At 55.8% G+C, this 18,322-nt stretch carries 16 protein-coding genes, 1 tRNA gene and 1 pseudogene; 6 read left to right on the top strand and 12 right to left on the bottom strand.

Going from position 1 to position 18,322, the window contains the following annotated elements:
- Nucleotides 1–70 precede the first annotated feature (70 nt).
- The 8 genes and pseudogenes from citG to IM290_RS03940 all read right to left on the bottom strand — a co-directional run bounded on the left by citG (nt 71) and on the right by IM290_RS03940 (nt 7,344).
- Nucleotides 71–874, bottom strand: coding sequence for a triphosphoribosyl-dephospho-CoA synthase CitG (citG, locus tag IM290_RS03975; protein ID WP_033487650.1), 804 nt, complete (start codon nt 872–874; stop codon nt 71–73).
- Nucleotides 852–1,391 carry a citrate lyase holo-[acyl-carrier protein] synthase gene (gene citX, locus IM290_RS03970; RefSeq protein WP_126498765.1) on the bottom strand — a complete coding sequence of 180 codons (540 nt, stop codon included), beginning with the start codon at nt 1,389–1,391 and terminating at the stop codon, nt 852–854. Before citX ends, citG begins: the two co-directional genes overlap by 23 nt.
- Entirely contained in the window at nt 1,388–2,911 is a 1,524-nt protein-coding gene (gene citF / locus IM290_RS03965) for a citrate lyase subunit alpha (protein WP_023295416.1), read from the bottom strand. Before citF ends, citX begins: the two co-directional genes overlap by 4 nt.
- A gap of 10 nt (nt 2,912–2,921) precedes the next feature.
- Nucleotides 2,922–3,797, bottom strand: a complete 876-nt coding sequence (gene citE, locus IM290_RS03960) for a citrate (pro-3S)-lyase subunit beta (protein ID WP_023306921.1) — start codon at nt 3,795–3,797, stop codon at nt 2,922–2,924.
- A complete protein-coding gene (gene citD, locus IM290_RS03955) occupies nt 3,794–4,087 on the bottom strand; it encodes a citrate lyase acyl carrier protein (protein ID WP_017382935.1) in 294 nt (97 codons plus the stop codon). Before citD ends, citE begins: the two co-directional genes overlap by 4 nt.
- A gap of 16 nt (nt 4,088–4,103) precedes the next feature.
- Nucleotides 4,104–5,126 carry a [citrate (pro-3S)-lyase] ligase gene (gene citC / locus IM290_RS03950; RefSeq protein ID WP_193042153.1) on the bottom strand — a complete coding sequence of 341 codons (1,023 nt, stop codon included), beginning with the start codon at nt 5,124–5,126 and terminating at the stop codon, nt 4,104–4,106.
- A 13-nt stretch (nt 5,127–5,139) separates the two neighbouring features.
- Entirely contained in the window at nt 5,140–6,003 is an 864-nt protein-coding gene (locus IM290_RS03945) for a fumarylacetoacetate hydrolase family protein (RefSeq protein ID WP_193042152.1), read from the bottom strand.
- Between the two features lie 17 nt (nt 6,004–6,020).
- Nucleotides 6,021–7,344, bottom strand: a pseudogene (locus IM290_RS03940) (2-hydroxycarboxylate transporter family protein).
- Nucleotides 7,345–7,689: 345 nt separating this feature from the next.
- Here IM290_RS03940 and IM290_RS03935 point away from each other — a divergent pair.
- A complete protein-coding gene (locus IM290_RS03935) occupies nt 7,690–9,327 on the top strand; it encodes a sensor histidine kinase (protein ID WP_015571853.1) in 1,638 nt (545 codons plus the stop codon).
- Nucleotides 9,317–10,009: a response regulator gene (locus tag IM290_RS03930; RefSeq protein ID WP_015571854.1), complete on the top strand. Its 693-nt coding sequence runs from the start codon at nt 9,317–9,319 to the stop codon at nt 10,007–10,009. The genes IM290_RS03935 and IM290_RS03930 overlap by 11 nt, the downstream gene beginning before the upstream one ends.
- A 75-nt stretch (nt 10,010–10,084) precedes the next feature.
- Here IM290_RS03930 and IM290_RS03925 read toward each other — a convergent pair whose 3' ends face one another.
- A complete protein-coding gene (locus IM290_RS03925) occupies nt 10,085–12,223 on the bottom strand; it encodes an ornithine decarboxylase (RefSeq protein WP_058687341.1) in 2,139 nt (712 codons plus the stop codon).
- Between the two features lie 181 nt (nt 12,224–12,404).
- On the opposite strand from IM290_RS03925, the gene IM290_RS03920 reads away from it, so the two are divergent.
- The 3 genes from IM290_RS03920 to IM290_RS03910 all read left to right on the top strand — a co-directional run bounded on the left by IM290_RS03920 (nt 12,405) and on the right by IM290_RS03910 (nt 14,629).
- Nucleotides 12,405–13,118, top strand: coding sequence for a DUF554 domain-containing protein (locus IM290_RS03920; RefSeq protein ID WP_017692680.1), 714 nt, complete (start codon nt 12,405–12,407; stop codon nt 13,116–13,118).
- Nucleotides 13,119–13,213: 95 nt separating this feature from the next.
- Nucleotides 13,214–13,289, top strand: a tRNA-Phe gene (locus tag IM290_RS03915).
- 521 nt (nt 13,290–13,810) lie between these two features.
- Nucleotides 13,811–14,629 (top strand): DUF4225 domain-containing protein, encoded by an 819-nt coding sequence (locus tag IM290_RS03910; RefSeq protein WP_063134835.1) that lies wholly within the window; start codon nt 13,811–13,813, stop codon nt 14,627–14,629.
- Here the strand turns inward: IM290_RS03910 and IM290_RS03905 are convergent.
- From IM290_RS03905 to IM290_RS03895, 3 genes are all read right to left on the bottom strand, one after another.
- Nucleotides 14,607–14,933 carry a hypothetical protein gene (locus IM290_RS03905; RefSeq protein WP_023298582.1) on the bottom strand — a complete coding sequence of 109 codons (327 nt, stop codon included), beginning with the start codon at nt 14,931–14,933 and terminating at the stop codon, nt 14,607–14,609. The genes IM290_RS03910 and IM290_RS03905 overlap by 23 nt on opposite strands.
- A 402-nt stretch (nt 14,934–15,335) precedes the next feature.
- Nucleotides 15,336–17,123 carry a hybrid sensor histidine kinase/response regulator gene (locus IM290_RS03900; protein ID WP_086626176.1) on the bottom strand — a complete coding sequence of 596 codons (1,788 nt, stop codon included), beginning with the start codon at nt 17,121–17,123 and terminating at the stop codon, nt 15,336–15,338.
- Nucleotides 17,120–17,752 (bottom strand): response regulator transcription factor, encoded by a 633-nt coding sequence (locus tag IM290_RS03895; RefSeq protein ID WP_017382736.1) that lies wholly within the window; start codon nt 17,750–17,752, stop codon nt 17,120–17,122. Before IM290_RS03895 ends, IM290_RS03900 begins: the two co-directional genes overlap by 4 nt.
- 175 nt (nt 17,753–17,927) lie before the next feature.
- On the opposite strand from IM290_RS03895, the gene IM290_RS03890 reads away from it, so the two are divergent.
- Complete coding sequence (locus IM290_RS03890) at nt 17,928–18,242, top strand: lipoprotein (RefSeq protein ID WP_017382737.1); 315 nt, start codon at nt 17,928–17,930, stop codon at nt 18,240–18,242.
- The last annotated feature ends 80 nt before the right edge of the window (nt 18,243–18,322 follow it).

The following is an 18,322-nucleotide window of genomic DNA, read 5'->3' as shown; positions in this document are numbered from 1 at the left end:
CCGGTGGCGCTGCGCTTACCGGGCCTGGAAAACCAGACCGTAGGCCGGGTAAGGCGTAGCCGCCACCCGGCTATTTTATTCCAGAAAGCACCCACCCCACCGACAGCAAATCCGCGCTGCCGCCCGGGCTCAGATTGCGTTCAATCAATGCCTTATCCATCTTCAGCAACGCCTCGCAGTCCCAGCCGTTAGCCAGTAATTCCCGCGCGTAGCCCTGAACGTAGCGCAGCCCCTCAATGCCGCCGCGCGAAACGAGATTGCTGTCCTGATTTACCGCCATCAGGCGCAACAGCAGGCCGTGAAGCGACTGACCGTTCCACGCATCCAAAGCCTTACGCACCGTGGCAAAGCCGCTTTCTGCCTCGCCACGCGCGCCGGTTAAACCGTACAGCTGAAACTGCCGCTCCCCCGCCGTTGCCTGCCCACTGCGCCCGGCCAGCTCCCTCGCCACCAGCCCATGACAGATGTTACTTACCTCACAACAGAGGCTATCCGCAGTGATATTTTTCACACGCCCGGCGGCGAAGCAGAGCAAACCGAGGGCAAAAATCCCGCCCTTGTGGGTATTTACCCCGCCCGTGGCGGCGTACATTGCCTGCTCGCAGGCCATTCCCATTGGGCGAAGAATCCGCAACTGCCGATCGGCAGGTTTGGCCGCATGTGCTTCACCCAGTTCCGCAAACCGGGCAAACCACGGCGTAATCGCCATAATGCTGCGGACAAACAAGGCATGGTCCATATCGCGATGGGAGCCGTTATTGAGCCTGTCCACCAGCCCCGGTTTTGGCGTCAGCTCCAGCTCCTGCCACAGCGCCTCTGCGGCAAGCGCAGGGAGATCAACCGGGCGCGGTTCAGTCGCGAGCAAACCAGTCATCGATCATCTTCTCCACGCGGGAAACCACCTGCTCAGCGGGGTGATTGCGCGAACGGGAACAGGCATGAGCGGGCTCGTCACAGATCAGGCAGCGTCTGAGATTCGCCCCCAGCGACTGACGCCCGACGTGGCCGTTTTCAGGGCAGATCACATCCAGATCCCACAGCCTGCCGAGTGGGTGCGTCTGCTCCAGTTCTGCACAGTGCGCCTTAATTTCCGCCGCCGGATGCGCGATGCACCACAAGGCTTCAGGTCCGGTGGGTAGCCACAGCACCTTACGGTCCAGCACCTGCCAGCGGTTTTCCCACAGCAGCTGGTCGCACATTTGCAGCGCCACGCCCATGGTGTTGCGATAGCGAAGGCTGTCTTTGATTTCCCCGGGCGTAACCAGCGTGAGGGTGATCACCGGTTGTTGATAGTGCGCAAGCATGTCAGCCTGGCGCGCTGCGCGGCGCTCTTTCGCCGCCAGCAGTTCGTCCAGGCTGACACCCGTCCGCACGGGTGTCGCAATAGTCACACTTCCTCCTTTACCTGTCGAACGGTGTCGATCACGCTGCCGTCGCGGTAGCGGATCACCCCGACGATTTTGTCGGTGAACTCAATCGGTTTCGGTACGCCTGTCAACGAAATCGCTCGCTCATACAGCGCGTTGATATCTACAACCTTCAGCCCTGCTTCCATAAGTCGTTCGCGGATCTCCGGGCGCGCCGGGTTGACCGCAATACCGTGGTCGGTGACCAGCACGTCAATGCTCTCCCCCGGCGTGAGGCGGGTGGTAACGCGCTTCACGACGGTCGGGATGCGGCTTCGCAGCAGCGGCGCGACCACAATGGTCAGGTTGGCTGCCGCCGCCACGTCGCAGTGTCCGCCGGATGCGCCACGCATCACGCCATCGGAGCCGGTGATGACATTGACGTTAAAGTCGACGTCGATTTCCAGGGCGCTGAGGATCACCACGTCGAGCTGGTCGCAGCTTGCCGCCTTGCTGCCGGGGTTGGCGTAGACGTTGGTGGAGATCTCCACGTGGTTCGGGTTGCGCGCCAGCGAGGCCGCTGCCTGGCCGTCAAAGCACTGGGTGTCGAGCAGCTTTTCGATGAGCCCCTTCTCGTGCAGATCCACCAGGCTGCCGGTGATGCCGCCAAGGGCGAAGCGCGCCTTCACGCCGCCGCGCTCCATCTTCTCTTCCATAAAACGGGTGCAGGCGGTGGCCGCTGCGCCGGAGCCGGTCTGCATCGAGAAGCCTGGTTTGAAATAGCCAGAGTGTTCAATCACGTCCGCCGCATAGCGGGCGATCATCAGCTCGCGCGGGTTGCTGGTGACGCGCGCCGCGCCGACGCTGATTTTCGCCGGGTCGCCCACGCTCTCCACCTGCACGATGTAGTCCACCTGATCCTGCACCAGGCTGGCGGGCATATTGGGGAATGGCACCAGCGCTTCGGTCAGCAGCACCACCTTACGGGCAAAGTGCGCGTCCACCATGGCGTAGCCCAGCGAACCGCAGCACGATTTTCCGTGCGTGCCGTTGGCGTTGCCAAACTCATCGCTGCACGGCACGCCAAGAAATGCCACGTCGATGCTCAGTTCGCCGTCCTGGAGCAGCTTCACGCGCCCGCCGTGGGAGTGAATTTGTACCGGCTCGTCCATTAGCCCGTGGGAGATGGCATCCGCCAGCCTGCCGCGCATGCCGGAGGTGTAAATCCGGGTGATGACGCCACTCTCGATATGCTCGATCAGCGCGTCATTGCAGGTCATCAGCGAGCTGGAAGCCAGGGTCAGATTTTTGAAGCCCATCCGCGCCAGCAGCGCCACGACGGTGTTGATCACCCGGTCGCCTTCGCGAAAGGCATGGTGGAAGGAGATGGTCATCCCGTCCTGCAAGCCGCTGCGCTTAACCGCCTCTTCAATTGAGGCGCAGAGCTTGCGGCTGTGCTTCGCCTCGCTGTCCGCCAGCCACGGCGTCGCGCTGTGGGCGGTATCAAAGGGTTTAAGATCCCGCAGATGGGGGAAATTTACATGGAGAAGTTCTGTCTGATTCATTATGTCATCCTTACCGACGCACGCCAGAGGCCGCCGCGCGCTCCAGCACCACCTGCGCGTGGTTAATAATCGGTGCATCCACCATTTTGCCGTTGAGCGACACCACGCCCAGGCCGTTACGCTCGCCCTCTTCTGCCGCCTCAATCACCCTTTTGGCGTGATCCACCTCTTCCTGAGTCGGGGCGTAGGCGTTGTGCAGCAGGTCTATCTGGCGCGGGTTAATCAGCGATTTGCCGTTGAAGCCCATCTTGCGGATCAGGTCGACCTCGCGCAGGAACCCGGCTTCGTCGTTAACGTCGGACCACACCACGTCGAAGGCGTCGATACCGGCGGCGCGTGCGGCGTGCAGCACGGCGCAGCGGGCATAGAACAGCTCGGTGCCGTCGCCGCGCTCGGTCTGCATGTCCATCACGTAGTCAAAGGCGGCCAGCGCGATGCCGATCAGGCGCGGGGAGCTGCGGGCAATCGCCACGGCGTTGATAACGCCAATGGCCGATTCAATCGCCGCCATCACGCGGGTGGAACCCACTTCGCGCCCGCACTCCTGCTCAATGCGCTCGAGGTGGCCTTCCAGCTCGTAGATGTCGTCCGGCGTGTCGGTTTTCGGCAGACGAATAACGTCCACGCCCGCGCGCACGGCGGCCTCCAGATCCAGCAGGCCAAACGGCGTGCTCAGCGGGTTAATGCGCACCACGGTTTCGATATCCTGATACATCGGGTGCTGCAACGCGTGGAACACCAGCATGCGTGCGGTGTCTTTCTCGCGCAGGGCCACGGCGTCCTCAAGGTCAAACATGATGGAGTCGGGGCGGTAGATAAAGGCGGTAGAGAGCATGGCGGCATTGGCGCCTGGCAGGAACAGCATACTGCGGCGGAGTTTGCTCATTTCAGCGCCCCCCAGTTGATGGCCTGTTCATCGGCGGCACGCAGAAGCGCGCTTTGCAGGCGAGCGCGGATCACACAGTCCAGCGCCCCTTTGTCTTCAATAATGATTAATCCCTGGTGCACGTTCATGGCGCGCAATGTGTCGTTGACCACCTGGCGTATCTGCTCGCCAAACTGCTTAATCACTTCACTGTGGATGACAATCTCCAGCTCACCGTGAGCGGGGGCGATTTTCACCATCAGGTCGCTGGACTCCTGCGTTCCGGCCAGCGCCTCCCTTACAATATTCATGATAAATTCCTGATAGTTATGCGACTTCCGCACTCGCACGATAATGTGCTTCGAGGTGCGCGAAGGTGGAGTCCGGGACAATCTCCCGGATCCGGGAAAACTGCTGTGTCTTGAGTAAACGGCGCACTTCCGAGGCCGAAATGGCGTTGCCGGTGGCCTTGATGCGCGGCATCTCCACCACGTCGATGTGCGAGGCCAGCAGGTCGTGCAGCGTCTGGTTGTACTGCCGCGTGATGTCGCAGAACGGCTCCGAGCCGATGAAGCGGTGCGTGATGCCCAGCGCCGGGGCGATATAGTCCCGGAAGATCAGCACGTCGATCTCGCTCCACGCCTGCTGCACTTTGCCGGTCTCCTTCAGGAAGTAGGCCGGGAAGGTGGCGCGGGAGATGATGTACTGCGAGCCTTCATGCACCACCACGTTCGGCAGATGCGCCACGCCCGCACGCACCATCTCGAGGCGCGCGCTGAACGGGAAGAACGAGGCGTCTTCACGCACCACAAACAGATGCAGGGCATCGCACTGCGTCGCCGCCTGCTCCACCAGATGACGATGGCCGAGGGTGAAGGGATTGGCGTTCATCACGATCGCGCCCGTTTTTTCCCCACACCGGCGCTTCGCGCGCAGGGATCGGCAGTAGCGCGCGATCCCCTGCGGAGTGTTCTCCATTAGCACCGCGTTGTTCCCGCTCAGGGCAATCGGCCAGAAACCGCTGCGGCCAAAGCGCTCCTTATTGCACGGACGGGTGCAGAGGAAGAGGTGAAAATGGCCGCGCTCCAGCGCCGCGTTTTCCACCTCTGCAAGCAGACGCGCGCTGAGGTTTTCCCCACGAAGCTGCTCGTTGACCGCCACGCATTTGATGACGTTGGCAGCCAGCCCGGCGCAACCCACCAGCTGCGCGCCGGACCAGGCTTCGACAAACAGCGTGATGTCGTTGTCCAGGCCAAGGCCGCTGTCTGCCAGCAGGTAGCGGATCTGGCTTAAGCGTTCCGGGTGTTTCGCCACAACGGTGTGCCGAAAATCAATGGGTTGCGATTGCATGCTGCCGCCTTACTCAGTGCGCTGCCGCGAGCCCGACGGCTGGCGCTTCCAAGATCACGTTGCTCAGATGACCGATATGCTCGATCTCCACCTCAATGCGATCCCCCTCCTTCATAAACAGCGGCGGGTTGCGCTTTTTACCCACGCCGCCAGGCGAGCCGGTGATGATCACGTCGCCCGGGCTGAGACGGGTGAAGGTGCTGATGTACTCGATCAGTTCCGCCACCTTGTGGATCATGCTGCTGGTGTTGTCCTCCTGCACCATGCGGCCGTTCAACCAGGTGCGGATCGCCAGGCTGTGCGGGTCCGGGATCTCATCCGCCGTCGCCATCCACGGGCCGAACGCTCCGGTCTGCCGCCAGTTTTTCCCGGCGGTGAACCAGGTGTGCTGCCAGTCGCGGGCGGAGCCGTCCATGTAACAGCTGTAGCCCGCCACGTGGCGCAGGGCGTCGTCGCGGCTGATGTTCTCCCCGCCTTTGCCGATGATCACCGCCAGCTCGCCTTCGTAGTCGAACTCGCTGGAGTGGCGCGGCTTCAGCACCGGCTCGTTGTGGCCGGTCTGTGAATCCGGGAAGCGGACAAACAGCGTCGGGGCCGGGTTGTGCTGGTCAAACTCCTTGCGCTTGTCGGCATAGTTCATGCCCACGCAGAGGATTTTTTCCGGCTGGACAATCACCGGTAAGAAGGTGATGGCGTTCAGCGGTACATCCACCGCGTCGTTCAGAAAACGGGTGGCCTGCGCCAGCCCGTTCCCCTGCAACAGCGCTTTAAGGTCGCCATAGCGGTCGCCCAGGCGGCGGCCCAAATCAATCACGCCTTCGGCCTGTACGATGCCGTAGCTGCGTTTTCCCTGGTATAAAAAGCTTGCGAGTTTCATTGTTCTTTCCTGAAAACTTAAACGAGGAAGTTGCCCAGAATCAGCAGTGAGACAGACACGTTAATCGCGCCGCCGATACGGGTAGCAATCTGGGCGAATGGCATCAGGCTCATGCGGTTGCCTGCGGTCAGGATCGCCACGTCACCGGTGCCGCCCTGCCCGCTCTGACAGCAGGAGACGATGGCGACATCAATCGGGTGCATACCAATCTTTTTGCCAACGAAGAATCCGGTCGCCACCAGCGCGGAAACGGTGCTGACAATCACCAGCAGGTTGCTGACGGTGAACGCCGCCACCAGTTCATGCCATGGGGTAATCGCCACGCCGACAGCGAAGAGGATNNTGGGAACCCTCCAGCAGACGCGGAGAGGCGCCGTTGCAGAGCTTCACCAGCACCGCCATAAACAACATGCCCACCGGCGCTGGCAGACCAATCAGCTTGTGACCGAGCATGCCCAGCATGTAGAGCAGCACCGCCAGCAGCGCGCCCGAGGCGATGGTCGTCACGTCCGCTTTGCCGGAGAACGCAGGTTGGGAAACAGTGGCATCAGCGTTGGCGCGATTCGGCATCAGCTGGCCTTCACCGGTCAGGTGCGGGTAGCGTTTCCCGAGCTGGTTGAGGCAACCGGAGATAATGATCGCCGTCAGGCCGCCGAGCATCACCATCGGCAGCACGCGGCCGAGCGCCACGCCCTGATCCATATGCAGCAGGGTGGCATAGCCGATAGAGAGCGGGATCGCCCCTTCCCCGACGCCGCCCGCCATGATCGGCAGAATGATAAAGAAGAAGATCTGGAACGGCTCGAGGCCCAGCGCCAGCCCAACACCCATGCCGACAATCATGCCGACGATTTCACCGCACAGCATCGGGAAGAAGATGCGCAGGAAGCCCTGGATCAGTACGGTGCGGTTCATACTCATGATGCTGCCGACGATAATGCAGCAGATATAGAGGTAGAGAATATTGGTGGATTTATAGAATTTGGTCGTGGACTCAACCACCACGTCCGGCAGCAGGCCGTAATAGACCAGCGCGGAAGGGATAAAGGTGGCGCAAATTGCCGCCGCACCGAGCTTGCCGACAATCGGCAGGCGTTTGCCGAACTCACCGCAGGCAAAGCCGAAGAAGGCCAGCGTGGCCACCATGACCACAATGTCGCTCGGCAGTTTTCCGCCCAGGCAATCAATCGCAATCAGCGCGCCCGCCAGAACGAACAGCGGCAGAGGAATAATCCCGATTTTCCAGGTATCCATAATATGCCACCAGCGCTCTTTGAGCGATGGCCGCTGAATATCAATCGGGTCGTGGGTAACAGAGAATGAATCGTCAGTTGTGCTCATAATAAGCCCCTTAGTTATTTTGTGCGTTCAGCTTAGAGTCACAAAGGCTTACTTTATGTGAGGGATGGCATATTAAAAACGAAGTTTTAATGGACGCTATGGTTTTAATGGTTTCTTTTATTTAATGTGATTTACGCCTTATTTATTGCCGTGGTTTTTATGGTTTCTTTTCTTAACTGAACAAAGAAATAACATTTATTCATTTAACCTTAAGAGGATGAGACTTTCGGAAAAATCTTTTACAGGCTGCGCTGTGCAAGGGATCACAAGTTTTCGGCAAAGCGGGCATCCTGGCCTTAAAAGATGATATATTCAGCCGACCTGTTGATATCTCGCGTGATAGTTATGAAAGTATCGTTTCAGATCAAGCTGTTTATTTCGCTGGTCGCCTTTTTCTCAGTGCTGTTCGCATTACTGGGCGGATATTATTATGTCGATGTCGGCAGGCAGCTTTATCAGGAAATGAGCGCGCGCGCAAAAATACAGGCCGAAGAAATTGCGCTTATTCCTACCCTGCGAAAAGAAGTCGAACAAAAGGATATCCTGGGTATCCATGACTTTATGCAGAAAATAGCCGCCCGCAGCGACGCCAGTTTTATTGTGATTGGTGACAATAAGGGGCTGCATCTTTTCCACTCCGTGTTTGCCGACCGGGTAGGCAAAACGCTGGTTGGCGGAGATAACGACGAGGTATTACACGGCAAAAGCACCATCACCATCCGCAAGGGCGGGTTAGGCATTTCGCTGCGCAGCAAAGCGCCCATTTTTAACGACGCCGGGCAGGTGGTGGGGATTGTTTCGGTAGGCTATCTCACGAGCTATCTGGACACCATCACCGTCAGCAAGGTGGTTAATATCCTGATTGCCGCCGTGCTGCTGCTTATCGCCCTGTTTATTTTCTCCTGGTTCTTCACCCGCAGCATCAAGAAACAGATATTCTCTCTGGAGCCGCGCGAAATCGGCCTGCTGGTGCGCCAGCAAAAGGCAATGATGGAATCCATTTATGAAGGGGTGATTGCCATCGACGACGATCTCCGCATTGAGGTGATCAACCAGGCGGCGCGTAAATTATTAGGCTTACGCCAGCCCGCGCGCGAACTGCGGGGTCAACTCATCAGCCAGGTGATCGCGCCCGTTCCGTTCTTCAACGCGCAAACCATGCTTGCGAAAGACACCCACGATGAGATCTGTCGCTTTAACGATCTCACGGTCATTGCCAGCCGGGTGCGGATCATGCTGGAAGATGCGTTGCAGGGCTGGGTGATCACCTTTCGCGATCGCAACGAGATCGACTCGCTCAGCGCCCAGCTCAGCCAGGTGAAGCGCTACGTTGATAACCTGCGCATCATGCGCCATGAACAGCTGAACCGCATGACTACGCTGTCCGGCCTGCTGCATATGGGCCGTTATGACGAAGCGATTCGCTACATACAGGCGCAGTCGGAACACGCTCAGGAGCTGCTGGACTTTATCTCGTCCCGCTTTAGCTCTCCGACGCTGTGTGGTTTGCTGCTTGGAAAGGCCGCCCGCGCGCGTGAAAAAGGCGTTGAGCTGAGTTTCGACCCGGCCTGCCGGGTGGATAAACCGTTCCTGCCGCTGCTCGAATCGGAACTTATCTCGATCATCGGGAACTTGCTGGATAACGCCATTGAAGCGACCCAGCGTGCACCGCTCCCGCATGCCCCGGTGGACGTGCTGATAAAGCTGAACGAGCAGGAACTGATTATTGAAGTCGCCGACCAGGGCGTCGGCATCACACCGGAGATCCGCGACCGGATCTTTGAGCGCGGCATCACCACCAAAACGCGCGGCGATCATGGTATTGGCCTGTATCTGATTGAAAGCTATGTCACACAGGCTGGCGGTGCAATTGAAGTTGCCGATAACACCCCACGCGGTGCCATTTTCTCACTGTTTATTCCCGCCACGGGAACGGCCCGGCACCCCGTACAGGAACTGGAAGATACCGACTATGCAACATGAACTTATCGACGTACTGATTGTTGAAGACGAAAACGAACTGGCGCAACTGCACGCGGAGCTTATCGGTAAACATCCGCGCCTGAGGCTGGTGGGGATTGCCGCGTCGCTGGCCGACGCGCAGGTACAACTGGAGAGCAAACAGCCGAAGCTGATGCTGCTGGATAACTACCTGCCGGACGGCAAAGGCATCACCCTTATCAGCAACCCGATGCTCACCCGCGCCAACTGCTCGGTGATTTTCATCACCGCCGCCAGCGATATGGACACCTGTAGCCAGGCAATTCGTAACGGCGCGTTCGACTACATCCTCAAGCCGGTTTCCTGGAAGCGCCTGAGCCAGTCGCTGGAACGTTTTGTGCAGTTTGCCGAACAGCAGCGCGTCTGGAAGATCGTCGACCAGCAGAACGTAGATTCACTCTACCAATTGCAGGCGAAAAACTATCGCCTGGACAACGGCAGCAAAGGGATAGAGGAGAACACGCTGGCGCGGGTGCAAATGCTGTTTAACAACAAGGCGGCGCACTGTTTTACGGTGGATGAGGTGGTGAGCGAGACGGGCCTGAGTAAAACCACCACCCGGCGCTATCTGGAACACTGCGTGGAGGTGGGTTTTCTGACGGTGGAGATGCTGTACGGGAAGATTGGGCATCCGAGAAGGATGTACCGCCGCGCAGAAGCCTGACGCAGTATTGTAGGCCCGGTAAGCTTGCGCCGCCGGGCACTCGCCGGGTGGCGCTAACGCTTACCCGGCCTACGTTCAGACATTCAATACGTATCCATACAGCCGCTTAATCCCGTCCGCATCTTTCTCGCTGTAAACGCCCTGCAACTCTGGCGAGAAACCCGGCAGCATATTAATGCCCTCTTCCAGCGCCAGGAAATAGCGCTGTACTGCTCCACCCCAGACTTCCCCGGGCACCACACACAGCACGCCCGGCGGGTATGGCAGCGCACCTTCGGCGGCAATGCGTCCTTCGGCGTCACGAATACGCACCAGTTCGACGTTCCCGCGAATGTACTCCTGGTTGGCATCCTGCGGGTTCATCACCACGGCAGGCAGGCTCTCCTGACGGAACATCGCCTTCTGTAAATCCTTCACGTTAAAGCTGACGTAGAGATCGTGCATCTCCTGGCACAGCTGACGGATCGTGTAGTCGCGGTAACGCACCGGGTATTTCTGATAGATAGTCGGAAGCACATCCGCGAGCGGTGTGTCGTCTTCAATATGCTGTTCAAACTGCCCCAGCATTGCCACCAGCTGCATTAGCTTCTCCGCGCTCTCGGCTGGCGTCAGCAGGAACAGGATGGAGTTGAGATCGCATTTCTCCGGCACAATGCCGTTCTCGCGCAGGTAGTGGGCGAGAATGGTCGCAGGAATGCCGAAATCGGTATAGTGACCTGTTTCAGCATCAATGCCCGGCGTGGTCAGCAGCAGCTTGCACGGATCGACGAAATACTGCTCGCGGGCATAGCCTTCAAAACCGTGCCATTTTGCACCCGGTTCAAAACTAAAGAAGCGACGCTCGCTGGCGATAGCCTGTGTGGGGTGATCCTGCCATGGCCGCCCCGCCACCACCGGCGGGATAAACGGTTTGATCATATTGCAGTTGGCGATGATGGCCTTGCGTGCTTCAATGCCCAGCTCGACGCACTCCGCCCACAGCCTGCGTCCGCTCTCGCCCTCGTGGATCTTGGCGTTCACGTCCAGCGCAGCAAACAGCGGGTAAAACGGGCTGGTGGAGGCATGCAGCATGAACGCATTGTTCAACCGCTTGTGCGGGCAGAAGCGCGACTGACCGCGAATATGGTTATCCTTTTTATGGATCTGCGACGTTTGCGAGAACCCGGCCTGCTGCTTGTGGACCGACTGGGTCACGAAAATTCCCGGATCGTTCTCGTTCAATTCCAGCAGAAGCGGAGACGTTTCCGCCATCATCGGGATAAATTGCTCGTAGCCGACCCAGGCGGAGTCAAAGAGGATGTAGTCGCAAAGGTGACCGATCTTGTCGATCACCTGACGGGCGTTGTAGATCGTGCCATCGTAGGTGCCGAGCTGAATGATCGCCAGACGGAACGGGCGCGCCTCGGCGGCTTTCTGCGGCGCGACGTCACGGATCAGTTCCCGCAGCCAGGCCTCATCAAAGCAGTGCTCATCAATCCCGCCGATAAAACCAAACGGATTACGGGCTGCCTCAAGATAGACAGGCGTTGCCCCGGCCTGGATCAGCGCTCCATGATGGTTGGACTTGTGGTTGTTACGATCGAACAGCACCAGATCGCCACGGGTCAGCAGCGCATTGGTCACCACTTTATTGGCCGCCGACGTGCCGTTCAGCACGAAGTAGGTTTTGTCCGCGTTGAATACTTTCGCCGCGAACTTTTGCGCGTGCTTGGCGGAGCCTTCGTGGATCAGCAGATCGCCCAGCTTAACGTCGGCGTTGCACATGTCGGCGCGAAAAACGTTCTCACCGAAGAAATCATAGAACTGCCGCCCCGCCGGGTGTTTTTTGAAAAAGGCACCGTGCTGGTGACCCGGACAGGCAAAGGTGCTGTTTCCCATCGCCACATACTGGCTCAGGGTGTCAAAAAAGGGTGGCAGCAGGTTCTCTTCATACCGGCAGGCGGCAGATTCCAGTTCCAGCAATTCCTGTGCTTTACCCGAGATGATCGCCGTGACACCCTCTGGCACCTCTCCTGGCTCTGTTGAGAACAAAAATACCGGTAACTGAAAGCCCGTACGCTTCAGCAATGCGAGAATGCCGCTGTAGCTTTCAACAACCGTAATGACGACTGCCGCCACATCGGTGAAATCAGTGTTATCCAGCATAACTTTTTCGCGATGCGTAGAAACTTTGGATACCAGCTCACGGCTGACGGCAATTTTCATGGTTTTCATAGGCGCAAATACCCTCACCGAACGGCGAGACAGGAAGGAGAAAATTCGCGCAATCATGTCACCTTTTATTTTCAGGTGCAAGAAGGAATCAGTATGCGTTACGCCTCCCAAAGCTAAGCGTAATCAGGGACGAACGTGCCATAATCATGCAATGCCAGTGCTTAAATAACAGGAGTTAAACGTGGTAATTGGACCCTTTATCAATGCGGGAGCCGTATTGCTGGGCGGTGTACTTGGGGCAGTATTAAGTCAGCGCCTGCCGGAGCGTATTCGCGTGTCCATGCCTTCTATTTTTGGCCTGGCGTCGTTAGGGATTGGTATCCTTTTAGTGGTGAAATGCGCCAACCTGCCGGTGATGGTACTGGCGACGCTGCTCGGCGCGCTCATCGGCGAGTTTTGCTATCTGGAAAAAGGTATTAATCACGCAGTAGGCAAAGCCAAAAATCTGATTGCCCGACCAGGCAAGGCAAAGCACGGCACACACGAGTCGTTTATTCAGAACTACGTTGCGATCATTATTCTGTTCTGCGCCAGCGGCACGGGGATATTCGGTTCGATGCAGGAAGGGATGACCGGCGATCCCAGCATATTGATTGCGAAAGCGTTTCTGGATTTCTTTACTGCCACCATTTTTGCCACCACCCTCGGCATCGCCGTCGCCGCGATTTGTGTGCCGATGTTGCTTATTCAGCTGGCGCTGGCCACCTGCGCCACGCTGATCCTGCCGCTGACAACGCCAGCGATGATGGCAGACTTTACCGCCGTCGGCGGCCTGTTACTGCTGGCGACAGGGCTGCGCATCTGTGGCATTAAGATGTTTGCAGTGGTGAACATGCTCCCTGCCCTGCTGCTCGCGATGCCGCTTTCCGCGCTCTGGACGCGCTTTTTCGCTTAAGTTTGCGACGAAATGGTGAGAGAGTGTGCAGTCTGCACCGAAAGCAACAAATTTCGTTGACGCCGGAAGGAGGATCGGGTTTAATGCGCCCCGTTGCCCGGATAGCTCAGTCGGTAGAGCAGGGGATTGAAAATCCCCGTGTCCTTGGTTCGATTCCGAGTCCGGGCACCACTTATTTATAACCCTCGCTTCGGCGGGGGTTTTTGCTTTCTGAGTCAGCAACTCGTTGTTTGAACAGTAGTTACCGCCCTTATCTCTCCTCCGGCCCCGCTTCCCGGTGGTACAACTGGCGTTGTTTACCGCCTTTACCGCCACACAGAAGCAGAAAAACCTGACCTTCACCGATCTATTTGAGCATTACAAATGCACATATCAATTGGACAGAGCCCGACAGAGCGGCATCACGTATCCGTGATTACCCCCCATCGGCTAACTGTTTTATTAGATTCATCGGTGGTAAATCCATCCGGGACATCCTGAAAAGTGACCTTTCGGCGTTCCGTACACTGCTGGAACAGGCCCTGGCTAACCGCAGTAAAGTAGGCCGAGGAACGAAGCTGTAAAAAGCGACTTCTACTTCAGACACCGTAACCACATTGCTACTATATTGTGTGTGCGTTGGCACGCATGGCTGTCATGGGGGCATTTATCAGTCTAAGCAGAGGCCGGTAAAGCAATTGAGAGGAACTACAATGGATGCAGCATTACTTAACATGATGCGCTCAGATGGAAGAAATAAAGCCTGGGCGGAAACTATGGTGAATATGGAAGCCAGGAAACTGGTAAATACAGCCAACACTCTGTCGGCTTTTCATCTCAGCGATAGTTTGACTCGAATGAAGTTTGTTCAGGAAATTCGGGACCTCATAGAACATCAGTTTACGTTAGCTCGTCGGGCTAAATCAGATGAAGAATGCATGGAATGCGTTAAAATTCTCAGAGAAGAAAACAGTAACCTGCTGGAACAAGCGCGTTTATTAAGAACGAAGGCAGCGAAGCTTTACGCTAAAGTCGAGTTTATCCGAGAGAATAACAAAATTGTTGGGTATGTGATCTCGGCTGTTAGTGTTGTCCTGGCCGGTGCTGAAATAGCCGCAGGATTTACCCTCATAGGCACTATGACCCCTCTCGGGGTTCTTGCTGGTGCGATTCTGGTTACTGACGGGACAAACAGCATCAGTAAAGAAGTGGCTCGCTACGCAACTAACAACACTACCAGTGAAGGGCTGGTCGCGAATGCCGCGATGTCTACAGCTGAGTTTATGGGCTTTAGTCGTGAGAATGGGTTAGGTGTCTACAAATCAATTTCACTGGCCGCTAATGCGTACACCATTTTTGGCTTGTTACGGCGACCTGGTACCTGGCGACTGTTTCGTTATCTCCCTGCTGACTATTACCGAAAGGTGAGCACACTGAGCCGCCCGCAGCTTACAATGAAAATAGCGGGTTATGGCGTGAAAGCTAAGATTATTTTTGATCTGTTGTCCGTCAGCGACCCGTCCCAGAATTAGTCAGCATTTTACGATAACGCCAGGATTTGTAGCCAAGTTTTGCTGGCGTTATATACCAGATGAAAGGTAGTACAATCAATAATGTGAGCGCAAGTGTCAGGCTTGTATCCTTGGATGCAAGTAAAAGAGTTAAAGCCAGTATGATGAAGGCAATAATAGTTATCCACTTCATAGCCTTAAAACGATTGGCCAGGTCATGAGTTACGCTATCAAACGAACCACCGTAATTTTCAATATTGTTTTTTAACTTTTGAAGATCTCGTTTGCTAAAACCTGATTTTAAAAGTGCCTCTTCGCTGGTCATTCTGTTATCCGTCCCATAACTCACTGAAACCTGTGACGAAGTTTAACTTAATTTGGCGGATAAATCGCTACCTGACGATATTCGTCAAATTTATATATATCAACGAGTTGAAGATATCTTAGAGTATACGCTCGAAAACTGACATTATTGCCCACTGCGGAACTTCGCTGGTAGCAACTCTAATGACTCCTTCGGGGCCGTTTCCAACATCTCCCGCCCTGCCCGGTAGAAGCAACATGCAGATCACCACAGGAGGCTGAATCATGCACGATGAAATCATTAATCAGGCCCGCGAAATCCTCCCTCAGCGGCGTCAGCCATACCGACACATTGGCATCACAGCAGGACACCGCGTACTATCTGGCCCTACAGTGAAGCGCAATGCTGCTATTATCTATTCCCCTATCCACGACACCCTGACCACTGCGTCAGCAGCGCATGCAGTTTAGCCGGCTCCAGAGGCTTGCGCAGCACCAGGTACCCCTCCTGCTCCGCCTCCAGCAGAACCGGAGAATTAAATTCGCCGCTGACTATCGCGCCGCTCATATCCGGCAGACGTTCAAAAAGCGCTTTCAGGATGTCGAAGCCGCTTTCGCCCGATCGCAGGCGCTGGTCGCACAGCACGGCGAACGGCGTAAAGCCGTCGTCGATTATGGCAAACGCTTCTTCAGCCGAGGCCGCACAGCGTACGTCGATTCCCCAGACGCTCATCAGGCTCTCCCAGGCAGACGTCACCAGCGGGTCGTCATCAACGACCAGGCAGGAACCGTGCAGAGGCGCATAGCGTACCGGCGTGGCGGTATTGTCAGCGGCGGGCGGGGTGTCCAGCACGCTATCTTCGCCAGCATATTGGATAAAGCGCATCCAGAAGCGTGAGCCTTTACCTTCAATGGATTGCATTCCGTATTTCACCTTCATCAGCTTGGCACAACGGGCAACGACGGCCAGTCCCAGCCCGTGCCCGGCGCTGTCGATCTTCCATGCCAGCTCGGGGCGGTAGTAAGGTGAGAAGATTTTGCCCTTCTCTTCATCGGCGATACCGACTCCCGTGTCCCACACCTCCACCATACACTCGTCACCGCGCGGTCGGATGGCGACCAGCACCCCGCCCTGGAGCGTGTAGCGAAGGGCGTTTTGAATCAGGTTAATCAGGGACTGTCGCACCAGCAGCGGATCGCCCATCACGTCGATACGGCGTTTAGGCCGCCGGATACACAGCCTAAGCGCGCGGCTGTTGGCCTCTTCACGAAACAGCGTGATGACCGAGTCGAGCAGAGCACCGATATCCACTTTGGTCGGGGCAGAGAGGACATTCCCGGATTCTATTTTGCTCAGATCGAGCAGAGAATTGAGCATTAAATGCACCGAGCGAACGCTCTGCTGAAGGTCAAGGAGTTGCGGCGTCAGGCTGTCGTCCCGGTTTCGGTGGAGGATGGCTTCGATCAGAAAGCCCATTGCGTGTACGGGCTGGCGCAGATCGTGGCTGGCAGTGGTCAGAAACTGATTTTTATCCAGCAATGCCTGCTCCGCGTCCTCTTTGGCCTGACGAAACTGTTCCGCAAGGCGTGAGCTTTTTTCCTCAAGCAGCGCTTGCTGAATAAAGAACGCATGGGAAGTTAACGCATGGCGGTAAATCGCGAAGCCGTAAAGCAGATTCAGCATGAGCACGATGAACATCAACTCATCCAGCCGCCAGATAATACCGAGGTTCAGCACCCCCCAGGAGGCGAAGAAAAAACGCGTAAAGGTACTAATGACAGGCGTCAGATGCGTCGCATTGGCGGCGACGATGGCGGCAATGCTGATATTAAGTAACAGGAAAAAGTCAAAATTCTGCGTCTGTGGCGTAATTAAATAGAGTGATGAAATTCCCAGCCCGTGAATAAAGGCAATATTATTAATACGCGGAAGCCAGCGTCGCAGAACGTCCCTTTCACCGTTTTCTTTCGCTTCACGCTGATAGCGTCGGTGCAATATTCGTATCGCCACGGCACATAGCAGATAAATAATTATCCAGATAATCGTCGGGCCGAGTTCATCCCCAAGCATATAAATCCAGATGGCGAAAGGAATACCAACAAAGGGTACCGCACTAAAGCTGAATACCAGCCGCAGAAAGGTGTTGTTTAGCAAACGGATCTGCGCCGGAGCAGAGATACCATCATTTTGTAAGCTCTGAAAAAACCTCATTCCGACGGTTCCTGCTTGCCATGCAGGAGCGTGATGGCTTCGACCCGGCTGTTAACGCCTATCTTTTTCAATATATTGCTGATGTGTTCTTTGACCGTGGGCTCAGAAATTGAAAGCTGGGCGGCGATGCGTTTATTTGGCAGGCCGCGCATAATCATATTTAACACGTCTATTTGTCGCGGCGTTAAGTTAAATTTACTTAACTTCTCATTATTCGTCTTAACGGAAATTTCGTTTCCCTCAGGAAACCAGGTCTGATTATCAGTGAGTGCGAAAACGGCCCGCGAGAACATCTCAGGTGGCTCGCTTTTCAATACAAAACCGTGTCCCCCGGCGGCATTAACTTTGCGCCAGATATCATTATTGTCATCCCCGCTGACCACCAGGAGTCGTACCTGTGGGTAAAGTTGCTTTACTTCTTTAAGTAATTTCAGGGCCGTTCCGGAAGAGAGCCAAAAATCGATTACCAGCAAACGTGGCGGGCCATGATCCCTAATTTGGCGGTAGCAATCATCCTCATTCGTCACCACACACGCCTGCTTAAAATGGCAATGTGTAATCAGAAAATTGGCGATGCCGCTTGCTACCAATGGATGGTCATCAACGACTAACGCATAATTCTGTCCCAAAGGAGCCTCCTTTTACCTTCGCATATCTTAGAGTACAGATGAATTATTATCTACCCACCCTACTTTAGGAGGGTTTTTTCGATTAGGAAAGAGAAATATATTATTCGCTGATTTGGGTAAAAGAAAACATAAATACAATCAGTGAAATTAACTGGTTGGATATCAAGGATAATTTATGAAAAAACCACTCATCGTTTTAACCGTTACGTTGATGCTAGCCGGTTGTTCCACGTTGAAAACCGATCAGGCTATTCCACTCCTACAGGCGGAGACCGCTAAAATGCTGGGACTGGGCTCATCGGATGAAATAACCGTATCCAACGTTAATGGCGCCCAGCCGGACGCACTGGGAGGACAAAAACTCTCTTATCGCGCCACGACAGAAAAAGGGCGTATTTTCGATTGTTCATCGATGATGATGCCGGGAATTTTAGGATCTGCACCGACGCTGAGCGCGCCAACCTGTACACCAGTTGTCACACATAAATAATTAGCACCGCATTAAAAGGCGTACTGAAATAACGCCTTTTACGTTATCTGACGTATCTGAGTTTTCATATAAAAACGATG

It is taken from the genome of Enterobacter cloacae complex sp. S1 (assembly GCF_014930525.1).
GTDB lineage: Bacteria > Pseudomonadota > Gammaproteobacteria > Enterobacterales > Enterobacteriaceae > Enterobacter > Enterobacter hormaechei_C.
This window is presented reverse-complemented; position numbering and strand designations above follow the sequence as displayed.